Genomic DNA, 21,462 nt, shown 5'->3' with positions numbered 1-21,462 from the left:
TATTTTTGTTGACAAAATGTTGACAATTGATAAGCTGTTATAAATCAGCTATAAACTGGTCGAATTTTTCGGTGTTTTCAGGCTCATGTGTCAATTTTTTATACAGTCTTTTCCGGCATTGTGTGACTCCGGAGCTTGTTAATCTCATCAATGATGCAATCTTTTTAACAGGAATGCCAATTTTGACCAGGTAACAGACTCGTAATTCTTCAGTAGAGACATATGGAGATAAGTCAAAAATACGTTTTGAGAAATCGGAATAAGTCGCATCGATCAGTAAACCCAGTTCTGACCATTCGCTTTCCGTAAGTCCGGTTTCGGTCTTATGTATTTTGATATATAAAGCAGACTTTTTGAGATCATGTTCTAATATCTCTAATGTATTTTGTTTTAAAGAGATTTGTCTGTTCTCCATTTCCAGCATTAGCTTTTGGGTTTCGAACAGTTGTTTTTTTACGTCACTCAGCGTTTCCTGTCCGTTGGAGAGTGCGTTTTCCAGATATTTGATCTGTTGTTTATTATCTTCTATATGTTGTTGGCTTTGTTTGTATTGTTGCTCTTTCAGGTCAAGTAGCTTTTTCTTTTTCTTCTGTTCTTTTTTGAAAAAGAAAAAGCCGGTGAGAAACAGAAAGACCGTGATGATCAGTATTTGATATATTATGATCATTTGTCTGGCTGCCTCTTGTTCATACTTTAGTTTCTCATCTGCTATGTGTTGGTAGTTGAACATGCTCTGTGTCATGCGTATATTTTCATAATGAGAGTTGACCCTGATTGAATCCCTCAGTTGTTCATAATGGTCCCAATACTTGAAATAGTCTGTAAAGTCGGATTTCTTTCTTTTTATCTGGGCTAAAAAGTATAAACTGCCTGCCTGGGTATAGATATTGGGACTCTGTAAACTTTGGCTCAAATAGTATTGGGCAGAATCGTATTGTGCTGTTTTTAATAAATATTCTCCGTATGTTAGAAATAAATGGTATTCCAGACTGGGAGTAAAGCAAGTTTGTATTGATTTTTGTATGCAATCGCCCGCTTCTTCATATTGACCGATTTTCATGTATAAACTACCTAAATCATTGTATAAAGAAGATGAACTTTCAGGGGTGGCTGTTTTTATCGCTTGCTGATAATAATATATAGCACTATCCAATTGTTGTGTTTCTGTAAAGACACGGGCAGTATTGCGCAGAGCGAGAGATATTCTGGTTGAGTCGTTACTCCCTTCCAAAAGAGATAGTGTTTTTTTGTAAAGTGGTAACGCTGTTTCGTAAATATCCTGATAAGAATAAAGCGTTCCGAGGCTATTGTTTATTTTTATAAGCAGGTCTGTGGAGTTCAGGCTTTCACCTAATTCCAATGCTTTCAAATAGGCTTGTTGTGCTTGTAAGGCATCCTGCATATCGAAATAGGTTCTTCCCATATAATAATATGATAACGCCAGTGAGGCAATATCATTATGGTTTTCATAATAAGTGACGGCCTTTTTTATCAATGAGTCGGAAGTAATTGTAATATAGTTTTTATCCAAAGCCTGCGTAAACAGGAGGCAATAGGAGGCATATTCCCTGTTTGATAATGTTTCGGGTGATGGTATCTTGTTGAGAATGGCCAGCGCACTGTCGGGAAGTGTTTCCATCAATTTTTCTGCCTGCAATAGTTCTGATGAGGCAGAACTTTTCTTGGAACAGGAAGAAAAGCACAGGATACAGATTAGTAGAAAGTATAAAATAATATTTCGGGGTTTACTTGTCATTTGCGTATATTTGGTGGCCGAATATATCGCTTTTTTTTGAAACAGAAGTTGATAATGAATGTTATATTTTGGAAGTTATTCGGTAAGGAGGATAAGCGTATTGAATATTAAGCAGAGTCTGGCTGTATAAAAAAGTAGCCGGACCTGAATAGGGGCCGGCTACCGGTATAAATGGAAAATAACTTTATCTGTTTATTTGATTTGCTTGAATGCTTTTCCGAGCATATCGGTGATGTCTCCGGCAATCATACTTTCTTCTGAACGGTAAACAGCTGCCAGGTCGCCAGCCGTGCCATGAAGGAAAACTCCTGAAACAGCAGCCGTTTCGGGTTCTGCTCCTTGAGCCAGCAGTCCGAGAATAATGCCGGTCAGGACATCGCCGCTGCCGGCTGTCGCCATGCCCGGATTGCCACAGCTGTTGAAATATACGTTGCCGCTTGCCGTGCAGGTTGCCGTATAAGTGCCTTTAAGTACTACACACAGTTTATGTTCGATAGCAAAAGACTGTGCTTTCTTCAGGCGCTCGAACATGCTGTTGCTTTCTCCGGCGATACGGTCGAACTCCTTCGGATGCGGTGTGAGGATGCTGCGCGGAGGAATGCGGTTCAATAAATCTTTATTGGAAGCGATCAGGTTTAATGCATCGGCATCCAGCACGACCGGCTTGTCGGTTGTCTGCAACAGACGTTCCAGGGCGGCGGCCGATTCGAGATGTTGTCCTAATCCAGGTCCTACACCGATAGCGGAATAGATGGATATTTCGGGCACGGTCGTGAAATAGTCGGCATGCGGATCGAAGCTGATCATGGCTTCCGGAAAAGCTGCCTGCATAATGACTTCACCACGTTGCGGGATATGCACGGTCAGTAATCCCGTGCCGCTTCTCAGGCATGAACGGGCGGCAAGCAGGGCGGCTCCCATCTTTCCTTTGCTTCCGGCAATGAGCAATGCGTGACCGAAAGTCCCTTTATGGGAGAATTTATCGCGGGGCTGGAATACTTCGGAGATATCGTCTTCCGTCACCATCATATAGGGAGTAGACGTATTATCGACGATATCCGGGTGAATACCGATGTCCAACACTTTCCACTCACCGACATACTGAGCATTTTCGGGGAAGAAGAAAGCCAGTTTCGGGAATCCGAATGTCAGCGTCAGGCTTGCCCTTACGATAGAATCCGGATCATTCGTCTGGTTATTCTCCCCGAACAATCCGGAGGGAATATCGATAGATACGATCGTAGCATCCGACTGGTTGATATATTTTACCATTGCAGCAAAACCGCCGGTCAACGGACGGTTCAGACCGGAACCGAACAAACCGTCGATCACGACATCGCGGTCGGTCAGTACCGGAGGGACGAAGTCGGCTACCACTTCGGTAAATTCAACCTTCTCCAATCCGAGTATCCGTTGCTTGTTCATCTCACAATCAAAAGAAAGATGCTCGGTCGGGTTGAACAGATAAGTTTCAACCCTGTAACATTCGTCCTTCAATAGCCGTGCGATAGCGAGTGCATCGGCACCATTGTTTCCCTGTCCGGCAAATACGATGATACGGGTTTGCTTGGAGTAACGGCGGCAAAATTCGTGCACGAAGACCGTTGAGGCGCGTTCTACTAAGTCGATAGAACTGATCGGTTCGTTCTGGATTGTGTATTGATCGAGTTCTTTTACTTTGTCTGTTGGAAATATCTTTATCATAACTGTAGGATATCAGAAGTTTATTCAGCATACAAATGTATAACAAACTTTGCTATGTTGTTCCCCCTTTTTTAAAAAGGAAAGGAAGCATTTTCGCCAATCAGGCGAAAGTAAGCAGGAAACGGCTTCCTTTCCCTGCTTCCGAGATAACGGTCAGGCTGCCTTTGTGCATATACATGATCTGCCGGGAAATACTGAGTCCGATACCGGAACCGACAGGCTTGGTCGTAAAGAACGGTATGAAGATGCGCTCCTGGACGTCTGCCGGAATGCCTGTCCCATTATCGCTGACCTGAATATAGTTTTTACCTTCCGCATTGATCCCTGCCGATAGTTCTATCCGGGGATTCTCACATTCCTGTGTCGCATCCAGCGCATTTTTTATCAGATTGATCAGTATCTGTTCGATCAGAGCTTTGTCGGCGATGACCTGTAAATGCGAAGCCGAAGGCAGGACTTTTATGCTATCCGTTTCCTCCCTGAATAGCAGGGTGACATTGTCGAGCAAGCTGTCGACAGGTATGATTTCGGGGACGGGGGTAGGAATGCCGGTCACTTTTCTATAGTTTTCAACGAAGCGGACCAGGCCGCTGCTTCTCCGGAAGATGGTGTCGACAGCCTGGTGTATCTCTTCGCGTTCCTCGTCCGTGATAGGATCCGAAGTCTGTTTGCTTTTCAATAACTCGGAGAGGGATACGATCGGTGTCATGGAATTCATGATCTCATGTGTGAGAACCCGGATGAGCTTCTGCCAGGCTTCCGTCTCTTTATTTTCCAGTACCGAGCGGATATTCTTCATGCTGACGACGGTAAGCGGCTTGTTCAATACCACGAATGACATGGATGACAGGATCAGTTGCGAGTAATCTTCCTGGCGGCGGACTTGCAGGATAGACAGTTCACCGGGATGCAGGATGCGCAGCCGGGCAGGAAGTTCCGGATGGTAAGCAGCCAGGTCATCTATCGTTTCGGCAAAGTTCAGGCCGGTTTGTATTTTGGCTGCCTGGTTCATCCATTCGACCTGTCCCGTTTCGGGAGAATAAACGAAGACAGAGAGGTCGATATGATTGGCCAGTGCCTGGAAATATTGCAGTTGGCTTTCCTTTTGCTGAAGATGTTTCTTATAGAATTGCAAAGCCTCTTCCACCGCTCCGGTCAGTTCTTGCGGGAGGGCATCCGACGGTTCCTGGTGTGTTGTGCCCGAAGAAAGGAAGTCGGAATAACGTACCGACCAGACAAAATGCCGGAATAACCGGTCGCTCCGTTCCATCTGCCGGAGCAGGTACCAGGCTTCTATCAGGAGAATCATGCCGGCAATGAAAGCGGAAATATAAAACTGTCCCGCCACCAAAAAGGCAAGAACCAGGCTGGTGATTACTATTAAAAGGATCAGCCCGATAGCTTTTTTCGAGTATTGTTTCATAAACCGTATTTTTCCAGTCGCCTATATAAAGATGTACGCGTAATACCTAATAAGTCGGCAGCCTGTGTCAGATTGCCGGAGCAATGATGCAAAGCCTCCTGTATGGTTTTCTTTTCCAGCTCTTCCAGGTTGAACTTTTCTTCCTTTTCGCGGTAGCTGGAAACGGGAGTACGAAGCATGAAGTCGTCGTACTGCAACTTTTTTTGGTCGGAAAGGATGACGGCCCGTTCAATGACATGTTGCAGTTCGCGGACGTTGCCCGGCCAGTTGTATTGTTTCAGAAGCTGCCGCGCCTCCCGTGAGAAGCCTTCGATCTCTTTCTTATATTTATGGCTGTACCGTTTCAGGAAATGATCTGCCAGGAGAGAGATGTCGTTCCCCCTTTCCCGCAAGGGAGGAATGAAAATCTCGATCGTATTGATGCGGTAAAGCAGGTCCTGACGGAAACTGCCGTCCTGTACGGCGGCATGGAGGTCGGTATTGGTTGCGCAGATCAGCCGGACATTGATGGAAGTCTCTTTGGTCGATCCCAGGCGGTTTATCTTCTGCTGTTCGATCACCGTAAGCAGTTTGGATTGGAGCATAAGCGGCAGGTTTCCGATCTCGTTCAGAAAGAGCGTGCCGCCGGATGCGATCTCAAAACGTCCCGACTTGCTTTTATTTGCATCCGTAAAAGCTCCTTTTTCGTAGCCGAACAGTTCGCTTTCAAACAGGTTGTGCGGGATGCTTCCCAGGTCGATAGGCACGAAAGCCTCCTGGTTGCGTGACGATTGTTTGTGGAGCGTATAAGCAATCAGGTCTTTTCCCGTCCCGTTTTCGCCCTGCAAAAGAATGTTGGCATCCGCATTCTTCAACTTTTCTACCGTCTTGAATATCTTTTCCATGGCGGGAGATTCGCCGATCACTTCCAGCTCCGGCTCCGTCGTGGTGAGGACAGACTTCTGTTCTTTCAGCGTCTGCACTTCTCCGCGCCGCAGGCTGAGTTCGAGTGCCGACGAGATGGTTGCCAGCATCTTCTCGTTCTGCCAGGGCTTAGGGATGAAATCGGTGGCTCCCGCTTTGATGGCGCGGACGGCCTTTTCCGTATCCGAATAGGCTGTGATCAGGATGACGACAGTCTCGGGAGATATTTCGCGGATACGTTCCAGCCAGTAAAAACCTTCTTTTCCGCTAACGGCATCTGCCGTGAAATTCATATCGAGCAGGATGACATTGTATTTGGTAGTCGATACGAGCCGGTTGATCTCTTTAGGGCTTGTGCAGGTCGTAACGCTTTCAGCCAAAGGCCGGAGCAGCATTTTCAATGTAAAGAGAATGTCTTCGTTGTCGTCGATAACTAATATTTTTCCTTGTCGTACTGCCATGATATTCCTTCTTCATGTATTGATTAGATGGCCCAAACTTAGGTAAAATTTCCGGATAGCCGGTAAACTAATCCCAACTAAACGAACTTTTAATGTTTACCTCCCTGATATCTATTATTTTTCTTCTTAGATTTTTTGCTTTTGAGCTAGCACAAAATCAATTTCGGGCATGCATCAAATTAATTTTGAGCATGCTAAAAATTGATTTTCAGCAAGGGGGAAAGAAATAAAATAGAGGACTAAAATATTACTTAATAAGGAGAAAAGAATTAGTTCATCCGGTGTTTCGGGTTAGTTGCCGGTGAAGTACCGTACGGAAACGTATGGGGAACTGTACGATATCGTACGGTAGTCGTAGTCTCTATATATTACATTTTGCTGATGGCTAGCCGGTTAGAAAAATGGCATGAATGTTGATTACTTATAGCAAGATATGAACTGATTAATAAAATGACCATGTTTAAACATTATGTGAAAGTAGCCATCCGGCAGATAAAGCGGAGTTTTCTGTTTTCATCTATCAATATGCTGGGATTTGTGTTGGGGATGACAGCCGCTTTCCTGATCTATCTCTGGATAGTGGATGAGCTGACATTTGAAGATTTTAATAAGAACGGAGACTATATTTACCGGGTGATCCGTGAAGAGCAGTCTGCAAAAGGGCAGGTTCCCTCTACGGTTACCCCGCTTAGCGAAGTGTTCCGGAAGGATTTTTCGAAGGTGGAGAATGCGACCTTTATAAAGTATGGTGGTAAATATGATATTTACGCCGGGGATGTAGGAGTTGAGGCTAACTATGGATATGTCGATACGACATTCTTTGATGTATTCAGTTTTCCGGTTGTGGCAGGCGATCCGTCCCTGCTGAAGAAAGACCCTCAGATGGTCGTGCTCTCAGAGGCGATTGCGGAGAAGCTGTTCGGTAAAACATCGGCTATAGGAAAAGAGGTCACCTGTAAATTCAATAAAAAATATTATAAGGTAGCGGCGGTATTGAAAGTGCCCCGCAAGAGTCATATACAGTTTGAGGTACTGGCAAGTTGGGATTCTTATTTGTGGGACGAAATAAAAGATGAACTTTGGGGATTCTCGGAGAGGATGCACGTTTTTATCCAACTAAAGAAAGGAACCTCTTTGACGGATGCCGACCGGCTGGCCATGCGCGACATCTGGGTGAAGCATTCGCAATGGGGAAAGCCCCTGGCCTTCCAACCGTTGAAAGATATCCATCTGCGCACAGCATTTAAGGAACCCAACGATGTGTATAATCACGGGAATATGCAGCAGATTTACCTTTTTGCGGCGTTGGCTGCCCTGATCATCTTTATGGGGGCATTTAATTTTATGACTTTATCGACTGCCCGTGCTTCTTTGCGTTCCAAAGAGATAGGCGTCCGGAAGGTGAACGGGGCGAAAAGGAAGAAGCTGATCATACAGTTCCTGTCGGAAAGTCTGGTGCAGGCTTTTATCTCGTTGCTGTTGGCGCTGGCGCTGACGGAATTGCTGTTGCCATTTTTTAATATGTTTGTTGAGAAGGATATTACTTTGCAATTCAATTGGCAGACCTTGTTGTTTGTGCTGTTCGGTATTGTCGGAGTCGGTTGCCTGGCAGGTTCTTTTTCTGCATTCTATATGTCGTCGTTCAGTCCGCTGCTGGCCTTCAAGGGAGGGCAGGCGACCGGTAAGAAGGGGAGATTGATCAAAGGGCTGGTCTGTCTACAGTTCGTAATCGCGATAACCATGATTATTTGTACGACTATCATATTCAAGCAACTCCATTATTTGCAGAATGCCGATCTGGGATTGAATAAGGAACATCTGATTGAGGTCGATGTTTTGGACTGGCGCCGGGGAGCAGACGGTTTCAAGCAGGAGATACTTAAAAATCCGTATGTGAAGAGTGTGGCGTTGGGTGTGGAGATAACCAACTACCTGCAAGGATATAGCTTTGAAGAAAATATGTTCAGGTGGGAAGATGAGAACGGGAAAACAGACTCGGTGAAGATGGTAGGAATGGTCGGAGACAGCGACTTTATTCCAACATTGGGGTTGACATTGTTGAAAGGAGAAACGTTCGGCTCAAATCCCGACCATTACTGGGATGGCTCTTATGCACAAGAATCGCCGATCGTTATCAATGAAACGGCATGGAAGATGCTGAAAGTTGAGAATCCGGTCGGTATGCTGCTGGCTGGCGGTGGCATCGGCATTCGTAATTCCAGGGTCGTTGGTGTTGTGAAAGACTTTAACTTCCAGCCGTTGCGGGAGAAGATAAAACCTGCATTCTTTTATTATACGGTTCAGTTGTTTAATTATATGTATGTTCGGATCTCGGCAGAGAAACAGGCGGAGACTCTGAAGTTCCTGAAAGAGAAATATGAGGAGGCACGTCCGGATATGCTCTTTAATTACCGTTTCCTGACGGATGTCCTGAATGAGAATTATACCCGCGAACGGCAACAAAGCCAGATGTTCCTGATCTTTACCGTGTTGGCTATTATCGTGGCGATGATGGGGGTGTTCGGTCTGGTGACTCTTTCAACGGTACAGCGAACGAAGGAGATCGGTGTCCGGAAAGTGAACGGTGCGCATTCCGACCGCATTGTCCGTATGTTTTGCCGGGAATATGCGATTTGGGTAGGCATTGCCTTTGTGGTCGCCTGTCCGCTCGGCTACCTGTTCATGCTGAGATGGCTGAGTGGCTTTGCTTATCAGACAACGATCAGTTGGTGGCTTTTCCCGCTCTCGGGCGGTATTATCTTGCTGATAACGTTGTCGACCGTTATAGCGCAGACCTGGCGTGCCGCATCCAGGAACCCGGTACAATCATTACGGTATGAATAAAATAACAATAAATAAAAACGATATGATTAAGCATTATATAAAAGTAGCCATCCGGCAGATAAAGCGGAGTTTTCTGTTTTCATCTATTAATATGTTGGGTTTCGTGCTGGGAATGACAGCCGCTTTCCTTATCTATCTGTGGATCGTGGATGAGTTGACATTCGAAGATTTCCACAGGAACCGCGACTCTGTCTACCGGGTGATTGCCGTAGACCGGAAAGACGGTGGGGAAATGAAAGAATCAGCTTACACGGTGGCCCCGTTGAGCAAAGCATTACGAGAGGAGTTCCCACAGGTGGAGAATGCAACCTTTGTACTCAACTTCGGTATGCTGAACCTTCATTCGGGAGCAAATCTGATCGAAGCGAAGTATACATTTGTGGATACGGCCTTCTTTGATATGTTCAGTTTCCCGGTGATAGCGGGCGATCCGGCCCTGATGAAGAAAGACCCGCAACAGATCGTGCTGGCGGAGTCTACGGCAAAGAAGCTGTTCGGAGATTCTCCGGCTGTCGGCAAAGATGTCACCTGCCAGTTTCTGGGGCAAGTTCACCGTTATAAAGTGGCGGCAGTCCTGAAGGTGCCCCGTAAAAGCCATATCCGGTTTGAAGTGTTGCTGGGTGAGCAGGCCTATTTTGAGCCGCTGAGCTGGGATTTTGCGGAAGGAACGAATGTATATATCCAGTTGAGGAAAGGCTCCGTATTATCGGAAGCTGACCGGAAGGCTATGGGCCGTACCTGGATAAATCAGCGGGAAGACGGGAGGCCGTTGGAGTTCCAGCCATTGAAAGATATTCATTTACATACCTCATTTAAAGACCCGTCGGTCGATAATTACGGAAATATGTCGCAAATCTGGTTGTTTATGGCGTTGGCCCTGTTGATTATTTTTATGGGGGCATTCAACTTTACCACTTTGTCGACTGCCCGTGCATCGCTGCGTTATAAGGAGATCGGTGTCCGGAAGGTGACAGGGGCGAAACGTAAGATGCTGATTACGCAGTTCCTGTCCGAGAGCTTGGTCCAGGCTTTCCTTTCGCTGGTCCTGGCGTTGGCACTGACGGAATTGTTGTTGCCTTTCTTCAACCGGTTTGTCGGGAAAGATATTGTTTTGTTGTTTAACTGGCAGACTATGTTATTTATCCTGTTCGGTATAATAGGAGTCGGGAGTCTGGCAGGAGCGTTCCCTGCTTTCTATATGTCGTCGTTCAACCCTTTGCTGGCCTTTAAAGGCGGAAAGGCAACCGGCCGGAAAGGGACGCTTATCAAAGGCTTGGTGTGTGTGCAGTTTGTTATTGCCATTACGATGCTTTTTTCCACTTCGGTGGTCTTCCGTCAGCTTCATTACCTGCAAAATGCAGACCTCGGACTGGATAAGGAAGATATGGTCGTCGTGGATTGTGATGTGTTCGAACTGATGGCCTACTACGGCAACCAGGGAATAGACGATTACAGGCAGGAAGTAATGAAAAATCCGAATGTCGGGAATGTGGCGGGAGGCGTGGACCTGTCGAATTACCTTCGGGGACATAAGACGGAAGAAGCCGTTTTCAGTTGGATAGGTGAAAACGGACAGGTCGATTCGCTGAAGATGGTCGGTGTTGTGGGTGACGGCAATTTTATGAAGACATTGGGAGTGACCTTGCTGAAAGGCGAATCTTTCGGTGCCGACAAGAATGCCTATATGGATGGCACTTACCAGAAGGAATCGCCGGTAGTCATTAATGAAACCGCCTGGAAGATGATGCAGGTGAAAGACCCGGTAGGCATGGTCGTTCAGAATAAAGGATGGTTCGGGGAGACTTCGCGGATTGTCGGCGTGGTGAAGGACTTTCATTTCCAGTCGTTGCGTGAGGAGGTCAAACCGGCTTACATCTATTATTCCCGTCAATTATTGAATACAATGTATATAAAGATATCACCCGAGAATAAGGCGGGGACATTGAAGTTCCTGAAAGAGAAATATGAAGAGATGCGCCCGGACAATGTATTTTCCTACCGTTTCTTTTCCGATGCGTTGAACCTGAATTATGCCCATGAACAGCAGTTGAGCCGGATGTTTCTGATCTTTACCGTCCTGGCAATCGTTGTCGCCATGATGGGCGTACTGGGACTGGTTGCCCTGGCTACCGCACAGCGGACGAAGGAAATAGGTATCCGGAAAGTGAACGGTGCGCATTCCGACCGCATTGTCCGTATGTTTTGCCGGGAATATATGATTTGGGTGGGAATCGCCTTTGTGATAGCCTGTCCGGTCGGTTATCTTCTGATGGTTCGCTGGCTGAGTAATTTTGCCTATCAGACTCCTATCAGTTGGTGGCTGTTTCCGCTGGCGGGACTGATTATCCTGCTGATAACCTTCCTGACAGTTGTAGCGCAGACCTGGCGGGCAGCTTCCCGGAATCCGGTGGAGTCGTTGAGATATGAATAAATGAATAAGAATAATAAAATAAGCATCATGATAAAAGCAGTAAATTTAACGAAAGTATTTCGTACGGAGAGTGTTGAGACTACAGCCTTGAACGGTATTAATCTGGAAATAAACCAGGGAGAGTTCGTTGCAGTAATGGGACCTTCGGGTTGCGGTAAATCAACATTGCTGAACCTGTTGGGGTTGCTGGATAATCCGACTTCCGGCGAGTTGTGGTTTCTGGAAGAAGAAGTTTCACGTTATACGGAGAATAACCGGACAGACTTGAGGAACGGTAATCTGGGATTTGTCTTTCAGAGTTTTAACCTGATAGACGAACTGACGGTCTTTGAGAATGTGGAATTGCCTCTTTTATATGCCGGAGTCCCGGTAAAGGAACGGGTTGCGAGGGTAAATGCCGCACTCGACCGGATGCAGATTGCCCATCGTACGGAACATTATCCGCAGCAGCTTTCCGGCGGACAGCAACAGCGCGTGGCTATTGCCCGTGCTATTGTAACGAATCCCAAGATCATCCTGGCGGACGAACCGACCGGAAACCTGGATTCGGTGAACGGTAACGAAGTCATGAATCTGCTTCTCGAACTCAACAAGGAAGGTTCAACCGTCGTCATGGTGACACACTCGGAAGAAAATGCCCGGATGGCCGGACGTTTAATCCGCATGATGGACGGAAATATCCTGACTGAAAGCAGGAAGTAAAATCTTTTTGTGCTTCACTGAAAATATTGTACCTTTGTTCCCTCGAAAAATAAACGGTATATGGACAAGATCCGATTAAAAGATAAAGAATTTGAACTGTTTATCCCGGAGAAGGAGATCAAGGATGCCATTGCGAAGATGGCTAAACAGATTAAGGCAGATGTAGGAGATACTAACCCTCTGTTCGTAGGCATATTGAACGGGGCGTTCATGTTTACCGCAGAACTGATGCGGCAGATGGACACCTACTACGAAATTACGTTTGCCCGCTATTCTTCTTATCGTGGCCTCAATAGCACCGGAGTTGTTCGTGAGATTATGCCGGTGCAGGCCGATGTGAAAGGACGTACCCTGATCCTGCTGGAAGACATTATCGATACCGGTTACACCATGCAGTTTGTTATGGATAAGCTGAGAAATGACGGTGCGGCGGATGTCAAGCTGGCAACCATGCTCTTCAAACCCGATTCCCTGAAATGCGATCTGAAGCCTGACTATGTCGGTTTGCAGATACCAAGCGACTTTATTGTCGGTTACGGGCTGGATTATGATGAAATGGGGCGTGCCTACCGGGATATTTACAAGGTGACAGTTAATAGTTGACAGATGACAGCTTACAGGTGAGTTTGATAACTGAAAAATACATTTATAAATAAGGAACAATATTATGTTGAACGTTGTTATTTTTGGAGCTCCGGGTTCAGGAAAAGGAACACAGAGTGAGTTGATCATTAAAGAGTATGGTTTGGATCACATTTCAACTGGTGATGTATTGCGTGCTGAAATGAAAGGTGAAACCGAACTTGGTAAGATCGCTAAGGATTATATTGAAAAAGGTCAGCTTGTACCGGATGAACTGATTGTTGATATGCTTGCCAAAGTATTGGACAGCAAAGCAAGTTCAAAAGGTGTTATCTTCGATGGTTTCCCCCGTACTATCCCGCAGGCAAAAGCATTGAAAGAAATGCTGAACAAACGCGGTACGGATGTTTCAGTGATGCTGAACCTGCAGGTTGAAGAAGATGAACTGATTTCTCGTCTGCTGGAACGCGGCAAAGTATCAGGACGTTCGGACGATAACCTGGAAACAATCAAATCGAGACTGGATGTTTATCACAAACAGACAGCACCTTTGGCTGATTACTATGTGGGAGAAGGCAAACACGTCGGTATCCACGGAATGGGTACAGTCGAAGAAATCTTCGATCGTATCAAAGAAGCAGTAAATAAAGTAAAATAAGAAAGAAATAAGAAAATGGCTGAATCAAACTTTGTAGATTACGTAAAGATCTATTGCCGCTCGGGAAAGGGCGGAAGAGGGTCTTCTCACTTTCGTCGTGAGAAATATATTCCGAAAGGAGGCCCCGACGGAGGCGACGGAGGGCGAGGAGGCCATGTGTATCTTCGTGGCAACCGGAATTACTGGACCCTCCTGCATCTGAAGTTCGAACGTCATATCATGGCAACGAACGGCGAAGGCGGCAGTGCCAAGCGCAGTTTCGGAAAAGACGGTGAAGACCGGGTGATTGAAGTGCCCTGCGGAACTGTAGTGTATGATGCCGAAACCGGCGAATATATCTGCGACGTTACCGAAGACGGCCAGGAAGTCATGCTGCTGAAAGGTGGTCGTGGCGGACAAGGCAACTGGCATTTCAAGACATCTACCAACCAGGCTCCCCGTTATGCTCAACCGGGCGAACCGGCTCAGGAACGCAAAGTCATCCTGCAATTGAAGTTGCTGGCTGATGTGGGGTTGGTAGGTTTTCCGAATGCCGGAAAGTCGACTTTGCTCTCTGTTGTATCGGCGGCTAAACCGAAGATTGCGAATTACCCGTTCACGACACTGGAACCGAACCTGGGTATCGTAAGTTATCGTGACCATCGTTCATTCGTGATGGCCGATATTCCCGGTATTATTGAAGGAGCCAGTGAGGGGAAAGGTCTCGGACTCCGTTTCCTTCGTCATATCGAACGAAATTCGCTGCTTCTGTTTATGATCCCGGCAGATACCGACGATATTAAAAAGGAATACGAGATCCTTCATAACGAACTGGTAAAATACAATCCCGAATTGTTGGGTAAAAGCCGTGTGCTGGCAATCACCAAGAGTGATATGCTGGATGACGAGCTGATCGAAGCCCTGTCGGAGGATTTACCCGAAGGTATTCCGCATGTGTTTATCTCTTCCATTACCCAGCAGGGTATTACGGAGTTGAAAGACCTGTTGTGGAAGGAACTGAATAAGGAAACCTTCCACGAAGTCGAAAATATCGTCCACCAGAATATCGATGTCAGTTCGATACCGCTGGATGATGATGACGATGATTTCGTCTTTCCTGTCGACGACGATCCGGATGAAGAGTATGAAGAATACGAGTGGGACGACGAAGATGAAGAAACTGAAAAGTAATACAGTAGAAATGTTGCAATTCTCCGGATTAAGCGGAGAATGCAACATTTCTCATTTTATAACGACCCGTCACGGAGGAGTGAGCCAGGGTAATTATGCGACGATGAATCCGGGAGAGTTCAGCGGTGACGATCCGGCTTCCGTTCGGATGAACCGTCAGCTTCTTTCGGATGCAATGGGAATTTCTCCCGAAAGGATTTTTGCGCCTTGTCAGGTGCATGAAGCGGAAATAAGTTGTATTGATGCCCAACAGCAGGAGATGTACGGAAAAGATGCACTGGTGACGGATATACCGGGAATCTGCATCGCTGTCTCTACGGCAGACTGTGTCCCGGTTCTGGTCTATGCGCCGGATAAGAAGGTGGTGGCGGCTATCCATGCCGGATGGCGGGGAACGGTAAAGCAGATCGTTGCTAAAACCATCCGTTGTATGGCAGACCGTTATTCTTGTAATCCTGCCCTGATGATGGCGGGTATCGCCCCGTCGATCAGCAAGGAGGCTTTCGAGGTAGGCGAGGAGGTGGTCGATGCTTTCAGGGAGACTGGTGTGGATATGAATCGTATCATGGAACGAAACGCTCAGACCGGTAAAGCCCATATCGACCTCTGGGAGGCAAACCGTATCCAGTTGCTGCAATCCGGATTATTGCCGGAGCGTATTGAAGTTTCCGGAATCTGCACCTATCAGCACCATGAAGATTTTTTCTCCGCTCGCCGGTTGGGAATAAAAAGCGGACGTATCCTGTCCGGTATAATGATTAAAGAGTAATACTATATGATACATGTTTCTATCTCGGAAGAAATAGCGAAGGCTTGCCCGGACCTGCATGTCGCCGTTGTGGAATGCGACGTGGTAAACACCGTTTCGGACGAACAATTGTGGAAAGAAATAACAGAAGTGGAAACCCATATCCGCACAACCTGCAAATTGGAAGATATAAACAAATTTCCTCCTATCCAGGCAACCAGACAGGCTTATAAGCGTCTGGGTAAAGATCCGAACCGTTACCGTCCTTCGGCGGAAGCGCTTCGCCGGCGTATCCTCCGCGAATTACCCTTATATAAAATAGATACATTGGTCGATATAATCAATCTCCTGTCTATTCAGAGCGGCTATTCTATCGGCGGGTTCGATGCCGGTAAGATCGACGGAGACCTGGTGCTGGGTGTCGGTCGGGAAGGCGAGATTTATCATGGAATAGGCCGTGGCGAACTGAATATAGCCGGCCTCCCGGTCTATCGCGATAATCAGGGAGGCGTTGGTACTCCGACCAGCGATGAAGAACGAACCAAGATCGACATGAATACGGGAAAGCTGTTAATGATTATAAACGGATACTCCGGAAAGGAGGGGCTGCAAGAGGCGTTGACCTATGGGGTGTCCCTATTAACCCGATATGTATCAACAACTAATTTGGAAATGGAGTTGATTACGCCTGAAAGTAGAGTGAAAATTATGTTATAAACGCGTTAATTATGTTTAGAAACCTCAAAAACACCCGTTTTTATGCTAAAAAACATCTATTTCCTTTTGTTTTAATCGATTAATCTATAAATTTGCCCCCGTTAACGAATTAACAAAACGAAAAAGAAAATGATCGAATTGATTGGTACAAACGCCGGCCTTGTTTGGACAGTTTTAAACGAAGGCGGAAAAATGAGTGTTAAGGCAGTAAAGAAAGCAACTAAGATCAAAGCAGAAAAAGACATGTATGCTGCATTTGGTTGGTTAGCAAAAGAAGGAAAGTTGTCTTTCGAAGAGATTGAAGGTGAATTATTTGTTGCGTTGATCTAATCGCGTAACCGATACTTGGTTAGGAGGGCTGTTCGGATATTATTTGGACGGCCTTTTGTGTGTTTGGATGTTTTCTGTTTAAAAAAACAGACCGCCTTGTTGTTTAATTCAATTCTAAATTTTACTTTTGTCTAGAATTTGGTGTGAAATGACCGAAGATCAAAAGAGATTGTTGGCTGTATTTGAGGTTAGAGTTCGTGATTTAATGGAATTATGTAATAAGCAAAACCATAAGATCGACGAGCTCACAACTGTTTTGAACCATAAGGAAGCAGAACTGAAGCAGGCAATAAAAACGATTGAAGAGTTGAATACCAAATGCGATAAACTGCTGACAGCAAGAGTCGTTTCCGTAAATGAAGGGGAAATGAAAAGTGCAAGGATGCGTTTATCGAAGTTAGTGCGGGAAGTAGACAAGTGCATTGCACTATTAAACGAATAGAAGCGATGGACGATAAATTTCTTATACATTTAGATATAGCCGAAAAGAGTTACGGTCTTTGGATTGATCGGAAAGACGAGCAATTGGCGCGGGATGCCGCCAAGCAGATACGTAATAAGATCAATCAGTATCGGCAAAATTTTGCTCAGTCCGATGTGGATGTAAAAGATTTGTTAGCCATGGTTGCTTTTCAATTGTCTATGACTAATTTGCAATTGGAAGATATAAACGATACAAGTCCTATTACAGATAAGATACAGGAACTCACGGGTGAGTTGGAACAGTATTTGAAGGATAAGTAATTATAATATAATTGTAAGAAGAGTTTCCGCACTGCTCTGCACGGTTGCCGTGTATTGTAGTGCTTTTTTTGTTTTATATATATATGAATTTAAATTATAAGTAAAATGACAGTGTATATAATCATATCATCAATTGTAGCTCTCCTGATAGGAGGGTTGTTGACGTGGTTGAGCATGCGTTTTCTTCTGAAGTCGAGGTACGATTCCGTACTGAGGGAAGCCGAGAAGGAAGCGGAAGTGATCAAGAAAAACAAATTGCTGGAAGTAAAGGAAAAATTCCTTCATCTGAAAGCGGATCTGGAAAAACAAGTATCGGCAAGGAACGCAAAGATCCAGTCGGCCGAAGGAAAGTTGAAACAACGTGAACTGACACTCAACCAGCGTCAGGAAGATTTGCAGCGTAAAAACTGCGAGATTGATGCGGTGAAAGAAAATCTGGCTACTCAATTGGAATTGGTAGATAGAAGAAAACAGGATCTGGAAAAACTTCATCAACGGGAGATCGAGCAGCTGGAAGCCCTTTCCGGACTTTCTGCCGATGAAGCTAAAGAACGCCTGATCGAATCGTTGAAAGACGAAGCCAAATCGGAAGCAACTTCTTATATCAATGAGATCATGGAAGAAGCGAAGATGACGGCTAATAAAGAAGCAAAGAAGATCGTTATCCAGTCTATCCAGCGTGTAGCGACTGAAACGGCGATCGAAAACTCCATTACCGTATTCCATATCGAATCGGATGAGATCAAAGGACGTATCATCGGTCGTGAAGGCCGTAACATCCGTGCCCTGGAAGCAGCTACCGGTATTGAGATCGTTGTCGACGATACCCCCGAAGCGATCGTTCTTTCCGGCTTTGACCCGGTTCGCCGTGAGATTGCCCGTTTGGCATTGCACCAGTTGGTACAGGACGGACGTATCCATCCGGCCCGTATCGAAGAGGTGGTGACGAAAGTTAAAAAACAGGTGGAAGACGAAGTGGTTGAAACCGGTAAACGTACGGTGATCGACCTGGGGGTTCATGGATTGCATCCCGAACTGATCCGTATGATCGGTAAGATGAAATATCGTTCTTCTTATGGTCAGAACCTGTTGCAGCATGCCCGTGAAACGGCCAATCTTTGTGCCGTGATGGCTTCCGAATTAGGATTGAACCCGAAGAAAGCGAAACGTGCAGGTTTGTTACATGATATTGGTAAGGTGCCTGATGATGAACCGGAATTGCCGCACGCAATCCTGGGTATGAAGCTTTGCGAGAAATATAAGGAAAAACCGGATATCTGTAATGCAGTAGGTGCCCACCACGATGAGGTTGAGATGCAGACATTGCTGGCACCGATCGTTCAGGTTTGTGACGCTATCTCCGGAGCTCGTCCGGGTGCCCGTCGTGAAATCGTTGAGGCTTATATCAAACGTTTGAACGATCTGGAACAATTGGCTCTTTCTTATCCGGGTGTTGTGAAGACTTATGCTATCCAGGCAGGCCGCGAACTTCGCGTTATTGTTGGGGCAGATAAGATCGACGACAAGGATACGGAAAACCTGTCAAACGAAATCGCAAAGAAGATACAGGATGAAATGACTTATCCGGGGCAGGTAAAAATCACGGTTATCCGCGAAACCCGTGCTGTAAGTTATGCGAAATAAAGTCCTTTAGGATATATTTGAAACTAAAATTTAAGGTGGCCGGTCTGAGGAGATCGGCCATTTTTTGTTGGCTGAAACTGTTAATTATTAGACTGTCGGGAATAGGTGTCAGGGTGGTGTGAATAGTCTATTTTGCACAATAACAAGTCGTTATCTGTCTTTTCGCGTTGTGTTTTATCAGTTAAATTAATATATTTGCCGCGAGAGGTACGAAAATCACTATATTCTATATCTAATTACTCATTTAAATCTTTTACCACAATGACACTAAAAAAGTTTGTTTTGATTCCCGTGATTATTGGTGTTTTAGCATGCCTGATACAGGCATTGGACCAGTTGTTGTACACCTCCATGCCTCCCGAAGGAAATGTCGGTTTTAGTTGGATTTCTTTTCAGTCGTGGGCGGTTTACTTCCTGGCCGGTTGTACGGTGAGGGGAGGGATAAAAGCCTTTATTGCTTATGCGATCGGTATTGCTGCCTCTATTGTTATTATGGTTCTTGGCGGTGCGATGACGCCTGCTCTGGGATTCTTTGCCGTACCTGTGGCGGTAGGAGTGATTGCTTTCTGTGCTATTTTCTGTGAGCGGAGCGAATGGCTGTCCTTAGTACCGGCATTGTTTATTGGTGCAGGTGCTTTCTTTGCCTTTATGAATTATGTGCCGAATGCCACTTTTGCTACGGCAGCTCTGACGGAGATGATTTATTGTACGATCGGTCTCTTATTCGGTTATATCACTATCTGCCTGCGTAGTGCTTATGAAAAGAAAGTAAGCGAAGACACGGAGTAACATTATTCTTCACCTGCTACCCAAATCGTCATACAGCGTTTGTAACAGTACTTTGCCTTTATTCAGGCGGGTTTCGCTGTTTGTTACCGGAGTTTCGAGCAAGGGTTTGTTGCTTTCGTTGTCGTATACTGAAACGCCTGTGCTGTCGATGAAACCGAATCCGTTGGGGAAGGTGTAGAAGGCATATTTGGGGGAGCCGGGATCGAGTATGTCGCGGCTGAATATGAAGGAGTCGTGCGGCAGGTTCAGCTGGCACAATAGGGTGGCAGCCAGGTCTGTCTGGTTGGCATAGGTGTCGATCACCATCGGCTCTTTAACGGCTCCGCCCAACCAGATCATCGGGATGTGGAAACGGCGGGGTTCGTAATCCGTCAGTGTTGAAGGATAACGGAAACCGTGGTCGGATACCAGCACGATCAGCGTGTTCTTCCAGGTTGGCAATTCCTTTAGCTTATCTATAAAGCTACCGATGCAACTGTCGGTAAATGCAACGGAGTTGAGATACGGGTCATCCAGATGGTGGAAAGGCACTTCGAACGGTTCATGGCTGCTCAATGTCAGGAATGTACTGAGCCACGGCGTCTTTTCATCCCGGTCTTTGATCGATTCGTATAGATGGGTGAATGTAATATCATCGTTTGCTCCCCATTTGCTGAGGCGGCTGGATAGAGGAAAGTCACGGTCGGCAGTGATTTGGCTGTATCCCGAACTGAAGAAGTAACTTTGCATATTTGTAAAGTTGATATCTCCTCCGTAAAGCATATCGGCTATATATCCCTGTTCTCCCAGGCTTTTGGCGATAGAAGGAAGTGTCTGGCTTTTGGCGGGATACTTCATGATGGAAGTCGTCGGCTGTGCCAGGTAACCGTTCAGTACGGCAACAATCCCCCTGTCGGTACGGAAGGAGTTGGCATACATATTGGTGAAGGTGATCCCCTCTTTGCTCAGCCTGTTCAGATTCGGGGTGATCCCCGCTTCTCCTCCCACGGCTTCGATGGCGTTTGCCGTAAAGCTTTCCATCAGGATGATCAGTATGTTTGGACGGTCGGTTGTCAGCAGGTTGACCTTTTCCGTGTTATTTGTCAGGCTGTCATCCGGAAGGGTCAGTGCGGCATAACGCTCCTTTCTCTCTTCTTCCGGGAAGAAATTGAACTGGGCGGCAAAATCCTGTTGTTTGCTGAGAGAAGCGAGCAGGCTGAATGCCGGATTGATCGCTGAGTGGTTCAGAAACTGGTTTTTGCTGAAATAGACCATGCCGACATTGGCGGTTGAAGTAGTCACGCCTCCCCGGATCGGAATGAAAAGGATGCCGGCGAGCAGCAGGACTATGATGGTCCCTCCCAATCTGTTTTGGGCCGGGGTCACGGGAAATAAAGGTACGATAAACCGTTTAAACAACCAGAATATCCCGTAAGCATAGATCCCGAAAAGAGCGAACTGAAGCAGGAATGTACCGACCGGCACGCTGGCCATGGCATCGGCGGGCGATTGCAGGTAAAAGAACAGGGTGGCGTCCAGCCTGAACCCCCAATAACCATACAAGGCAACGTCAACCGCAAAGATGGCTGCAACCACGATTCCCATAATCAGGAAATAACTTTTCAGGAACTTCTGATAGAACCTCCCCGGCAACCAGATGGAAATCAATACAGAGAGAAGCGGAATAACTGTCAGATATCCAGAAACCGTACAATCAAGCAACAACCCATGAGTAATTACCTTAAGGTAATCGGTTAGCGAACACCCGTTCGCTAAGGCATGGTGATATAACATGAAGACCGGCTTTTGAATGGCGAGGACCGGAAGCCAACCAATAAATACTGTCAGAAGAAATAACAACCGCTTTTTCATCTCTA

The 21,462-nt window shown here is 46.1% G+C and carries 18 protein-coding genes; 13 read left to right on the top strand and 5 right to left on the bottom strand.

The annotated features are described in order from the left end of the window. Positions 1-37: 37 nt before the first annotated feature. The 4 genes from K6V26_RS15235 to K6V26_RS15220 form a co-directional block, all read right to left on the bottom strand. Positions 38-1,639 carry a tetratricopeptide repeat protein gene (locus K6V26_RS15235; RefSeq protein ID WP_224265765.1) on the bottom strand — a complete coding sequence of 534 codons (1,602 nt, stop codon included), beginning with the start codon at positions 1,637-1,639 and terminating at the stop codon, positions 38-40. Positions 1,640-1,948: 309 nt separating this feature from the next. Continuing rightward, on the bottom strand, positions 1,949-3,460 hold the full coding sequence (locus K6V26_RS15230; protein ID WP_007659048.1) for a bifunctional ADP-dependent NAD(P)H-hydrate dehydratase/NAD(P)H-hydrate epimerase: 1,512 nt from the start codon (positions 3,458-3,460) through the stop codon (positions 1,949-1,951). A 100-nt stretch (positions 3,461-3,560) separates the two neighbouring features. Then, positions 3,561-4,883, bottom strand: a complete 1,323-nt coding sequence (locus tag K6V26_RS15225; RefSeq protein WP_224265764.1) for a sensor histidine kinase — start codon at positions 4,881-4,883, stop codon at positions 3,561-3,563. Further along, on the bottom strand, positions 4,880-6,247 hold the full coding sequence (locus K6V26_RS15220) for a sigma-54-dependent transcriptional regulator (protein WP_007659046.1): 1,368 nt from the start codon (positions 6,245-6,247) through the stop codon (positions 4,880-4,882). The genes K6V26_RS15225 and K6V26_RS15220 overlap by 4 nt, the downstream gene beginning before the upstream one ends. 456 nt (positions 6,248-6,703) lie before the next feature. On the opposite strand from K6V26_RS15220, the gene K6V26_RS15215 reads away from it, so the two are divergent. The 13 genes from K6V26_RS15215 (at position 6,704) to K6V26_RS15155 (ending at position 19,606) form a co-directional block, all read left to right on the top strand. Then, positions 6,704-9,091, top strand: a complete 2,388-nt coding sequence (locus tag K6V26_RS15215; RefSeq protein ID WP_224265763.1) for an ABC transporter permease — start codon at positions 6,704-6,706, stop codon at positions 9,089-9,091. Positions 9,092-9,113: 22 nt separating this feature from the next. After that, complete coding sequence (locus K6V26_RS15210; RefSeq protein WP_224265762.1) at positions 9,114-11,522, top strand: ABC transporter permease; 2,409 nt, start codon at positions 9,114-9,116, stop codon at positions 11,520-11,522. Between the two features lie 27 nt (positions 11,523-11,549). After that, positions 11,550-12,224, top strand: a complete 675-nt coding sequence (locus K6V26_RS15205; protein ID WP_007659043.1) for an ABC transporter ATP-binding protein — start codon at positions 11,550-11,552, stop codon at positions 12,222-12,224. A 60-nt stretch (positions 12,225-12,284) separates the two neighbouring features. Next, positions 12,285-12,827: a hypoxanthine phosphoribosyltransferase gene (hpt, locus tag K6V26_RS15200; RefSeq protein WP_046145089.1), complete on the top strand. Its 543-nt coding sequence runs from the start codon at positions 12,285-12,287 to the stop codon at positions 12,825-12,827. A gap of 64 nt (positions 12,828-12,891) precedes the next feature. Continuing rightward, on the top strand, positions 12,892-13,464 hold the full coding sequence (locus tag K6V26_RS15195; protein ID WP_224265761.1) for an adenylate kinase: 573 nt from the start codon (positions 12,892-12,894) through the stop codon (positions 13,462-13,464). Positions 13,465-13,479: 15 nt separating this feature from the next. Next, positions 13,480-14,634: a GTPase ObgE gene (gene obgE / locus K6V26_RS15190; RefSeq protein WP_224265760.1), complete on the top strand. Its 1,155-nt coding sequence runs from the start codon at positions 13,480-13,482 to the stop codon at positions 14,632-14,634. Beyond that, a complete protein-coding gene (pgeF, locus tag K6V26_RS15185) occupies positions 14,579-15,403 on the top strand; it encodes a peptidoglycan editing factor PgeF (RefSeq protein ID WP_224265759.1) in 825 nt (274 codons plus the stop codon). The genes obgE and pgeF overlap by 56 nt, the downstream gene beginning before the upstream one ends. A gap of 6 nt (positions 15,404-15,409) precedes the next feature. Further along, complete coding sequence (locus tag K6V26_RS15180; protein ID WP_224265758.1) at positions 15,410-16,099, top strand: B3/B4 domain-containing protein; 690 nt, start codon at positions 15,410-15,412, stop codon at positions 16,097-16,099. Between the two features lie 129 nt (positions 16,100-16,228). Continuing rightward, a complete protein-coding gene (locus K6V26_RS15175; RefSeq protein ID WP_007659033.1) occupies positions 16,229-16,429 on the top strand; it encodes a winged helix-turn-helix domain-containing protein in 201 nt (66 codons plus the stop codon). A gap of 148 nt (positions 16,430-16,577) precedes the next feature. After that, the gene (locus K6V26_RS15170) at positions 16,578-16,871 is read left to right on the top strand and encodes a hypothetical protein (protein WP_007659032.1); all 294 of its coding nucleotides are present in this window, start codon (positions 16,578-16,580) and stop codon (positions 16,869-16,871) included. Between the two features lie 5 nt (positions 16,872-16,876). Continuing rightward, complete coding sequence (locus K6V26_RS15165) at positions 16,877-17,173, top strand: cell division protein ZapA (protein WP_224265756.1); 297 nt, start codon at positions 16,877-16,879, stop codon at positions 17,171-17,173. Between the two features lie 174 nt (positions 17,174-17,347). Then, a complete protein-coding gene (gene rny, locus K6V26_RS15160; protein ID WP_394373153.1) occupies positions 17,348-18,817 on the top strand; it encodes a ribonuclease Y in 1,470 nt (489 codons plus the stop codon). A 261-nt stretch (positions 18,818-19,078) separates the two neighbouring features. After that, positions 19,079-19,606 carry a DUF1097 domain-containing protein gene (locus K6V26_RS15155; protein WP_224265755.1) on the top strand — a complete coding sequence of 176 codons (528 nt, stop codon included), beginning with the start codon at positions 19,079-19,081 and terminating at the stop codon, positions 19,604-19,606. A gap of 9 nt (positions 19,607-19,615) precedes the next feature. Here K6V26_RS15155 and K6V26_RS15150 read toward each other — a convergent pair whose 3' ends face one another. Further along, positions 19,616-21,457 carry an LTA synthase family protein gene (locus K6V26_RS15150; protein ID WP_224265754.1) on the bottom strand — a complete coding sequence of 614 codons (1,842 nt, stop codon included), beginning with the start codon at positions 21,455-21,457 and terminating at the stop codon, positions 19,616-19,618. Positions 21,458-21,462: the final 5 nt, after the last annotated feature.

Origin of the sequence: Parabacteroides goldsteinii (genome assembly GCF_020091425.1) — a bacterium.
GTDB classification, from domain to species: domain Bacteria; phylum Bacteroidota; class Bacteroidia; order Bacteroidales; family Tannerellaceae; genus Parabacteroides; species Parabacteroides goldsteinii.
The sequence above is the reverse complement of the archived record's forward strand: the minus strand, read 5'-3'. Positions and strand labels throughout refer to the sequence as shown.

Bases quoted from the DNA above. Each gene is read 5' to 3' on its own strand.
- K6V26_RS15235 (WP_224265765.1), bottom strand. From the start codon at position 1,639: ATGGAAACACTTCCCGACAGTGCGCTGGCCATTCTCAACAAGATACCA.
- K6V26_RS15230 (WP_007659048.1), bottom strand. From the start codon at position 3,460: ATGATAAAGATATTTCCAACAGACAAAGTAAAAGAACTCGATCAATAC.
- K6V26_RS15225 (WP_224265764.1), bottom strand. From the start codon at position 4,883: ATGAAACAATACTCGAAAAAAGCTATCGGGCTGATCCTTTTAATAGTA.
- K6V26_RS15220 (WP_007659046.1), bottom strand. From the start codon at position 6,247: ATGGCAGTACGACAAGGAAAAATATTAGTTATCGACGACAACGAAGAC.
- K6V26_RS15215 (WP_224265763.1), top strand. From the start codon at position 6,704: ATGTTTAAACATTATGTGAAAGTAGCCATCCGGCAGATAAAGCGGAGT.
- K6V26_RS15210 (WP_224265762.1), top strand. From the start codon at position 9,114: ATGATTAAGCATTATATAAAAGTAGCCATCCGGCAGATAAAGCGGAGT.
- K6V26_RS15205 (WP_007659043.1), top strand. From the start codon at position 11,550: ATGATAAAAGCAGTAAATTTAACGAAAGTATTTCGTACGGAGAGTGTT.
- hpt (WP_046145089.1), top strand. From the start codon at position 12,285: ATGGACAAGATCCGATTAAAAGATAAAGAATTTGAACTGTTTATCCCG.
- K6V26_RS15195 (WP_224265761.1), top strand. From the start codon at position 12,892: ATGTTGAACGTTGTTATTTTTGGAGCTCCGGGTTCAGGAAAAGGAACA.
- obgE (WP_224265760.1), top strand. From the start codon at position 13,480: ATGGCTGAATCAAACTTTGTAGATTACGTAAAGATCTATTGCCGCTCG.
- pgeF (WP_224265759.1), top strand. From the start codon at position 14,579: ATGAAGAGTATGAAGAATACGAGTGGGACGACGAAGATGAAGAAACTG.
- K6V26_RS15180 (WP_224265758.1), top strand. From the start codon at position 15,410: ATGATACATGTTTCTATCTCGGAAGAAATAGCGAAGGCTTGCCCGGAC.
- K6V26_RS15175 (WP_007659033.1), top strand. From the start codon at position 16,229: ATGATCGAATTGATTGGTACAAACGCCGGCCTTGTTTGGACAGTTTTA.
- K6V26_RS15170 (WP_007659032.1), top strand. From the start codon at position 16,578: ATGACCGAAGATCAAAAGAGATTGTTGGCTGTATTTGAGGTTAGAGTT.
- K6V26_RS15165 (WP_224265756.1), top strand. From the start codon at position 16,877: ATGGACGATAAATTTCTTATACATTTAGATATAGCCGAAAAGAGTTAC.
- rny (WP_394373153.1), top strand. From the start codon at position 17,348: ATGCGTTTTCTTCTGAAGTCGAGGTACGATTCCGTACTGAGGGAAGCC.
- K6V26_RS15155 (WP_224265755.1), top strand. From the start codon at position 19,079: ATGACACTAAAAAAGTTTGTTTTGATTCCCGTGATTATTGGTGTTTTA.
- K6V26_RS15150 (WP_224265754.1), bottom strand. From the start codon at position 21,457: ATGAAAAAGCGGTTGTTATTTCTTCTGACAGTATTTATTGGTTGGCTT.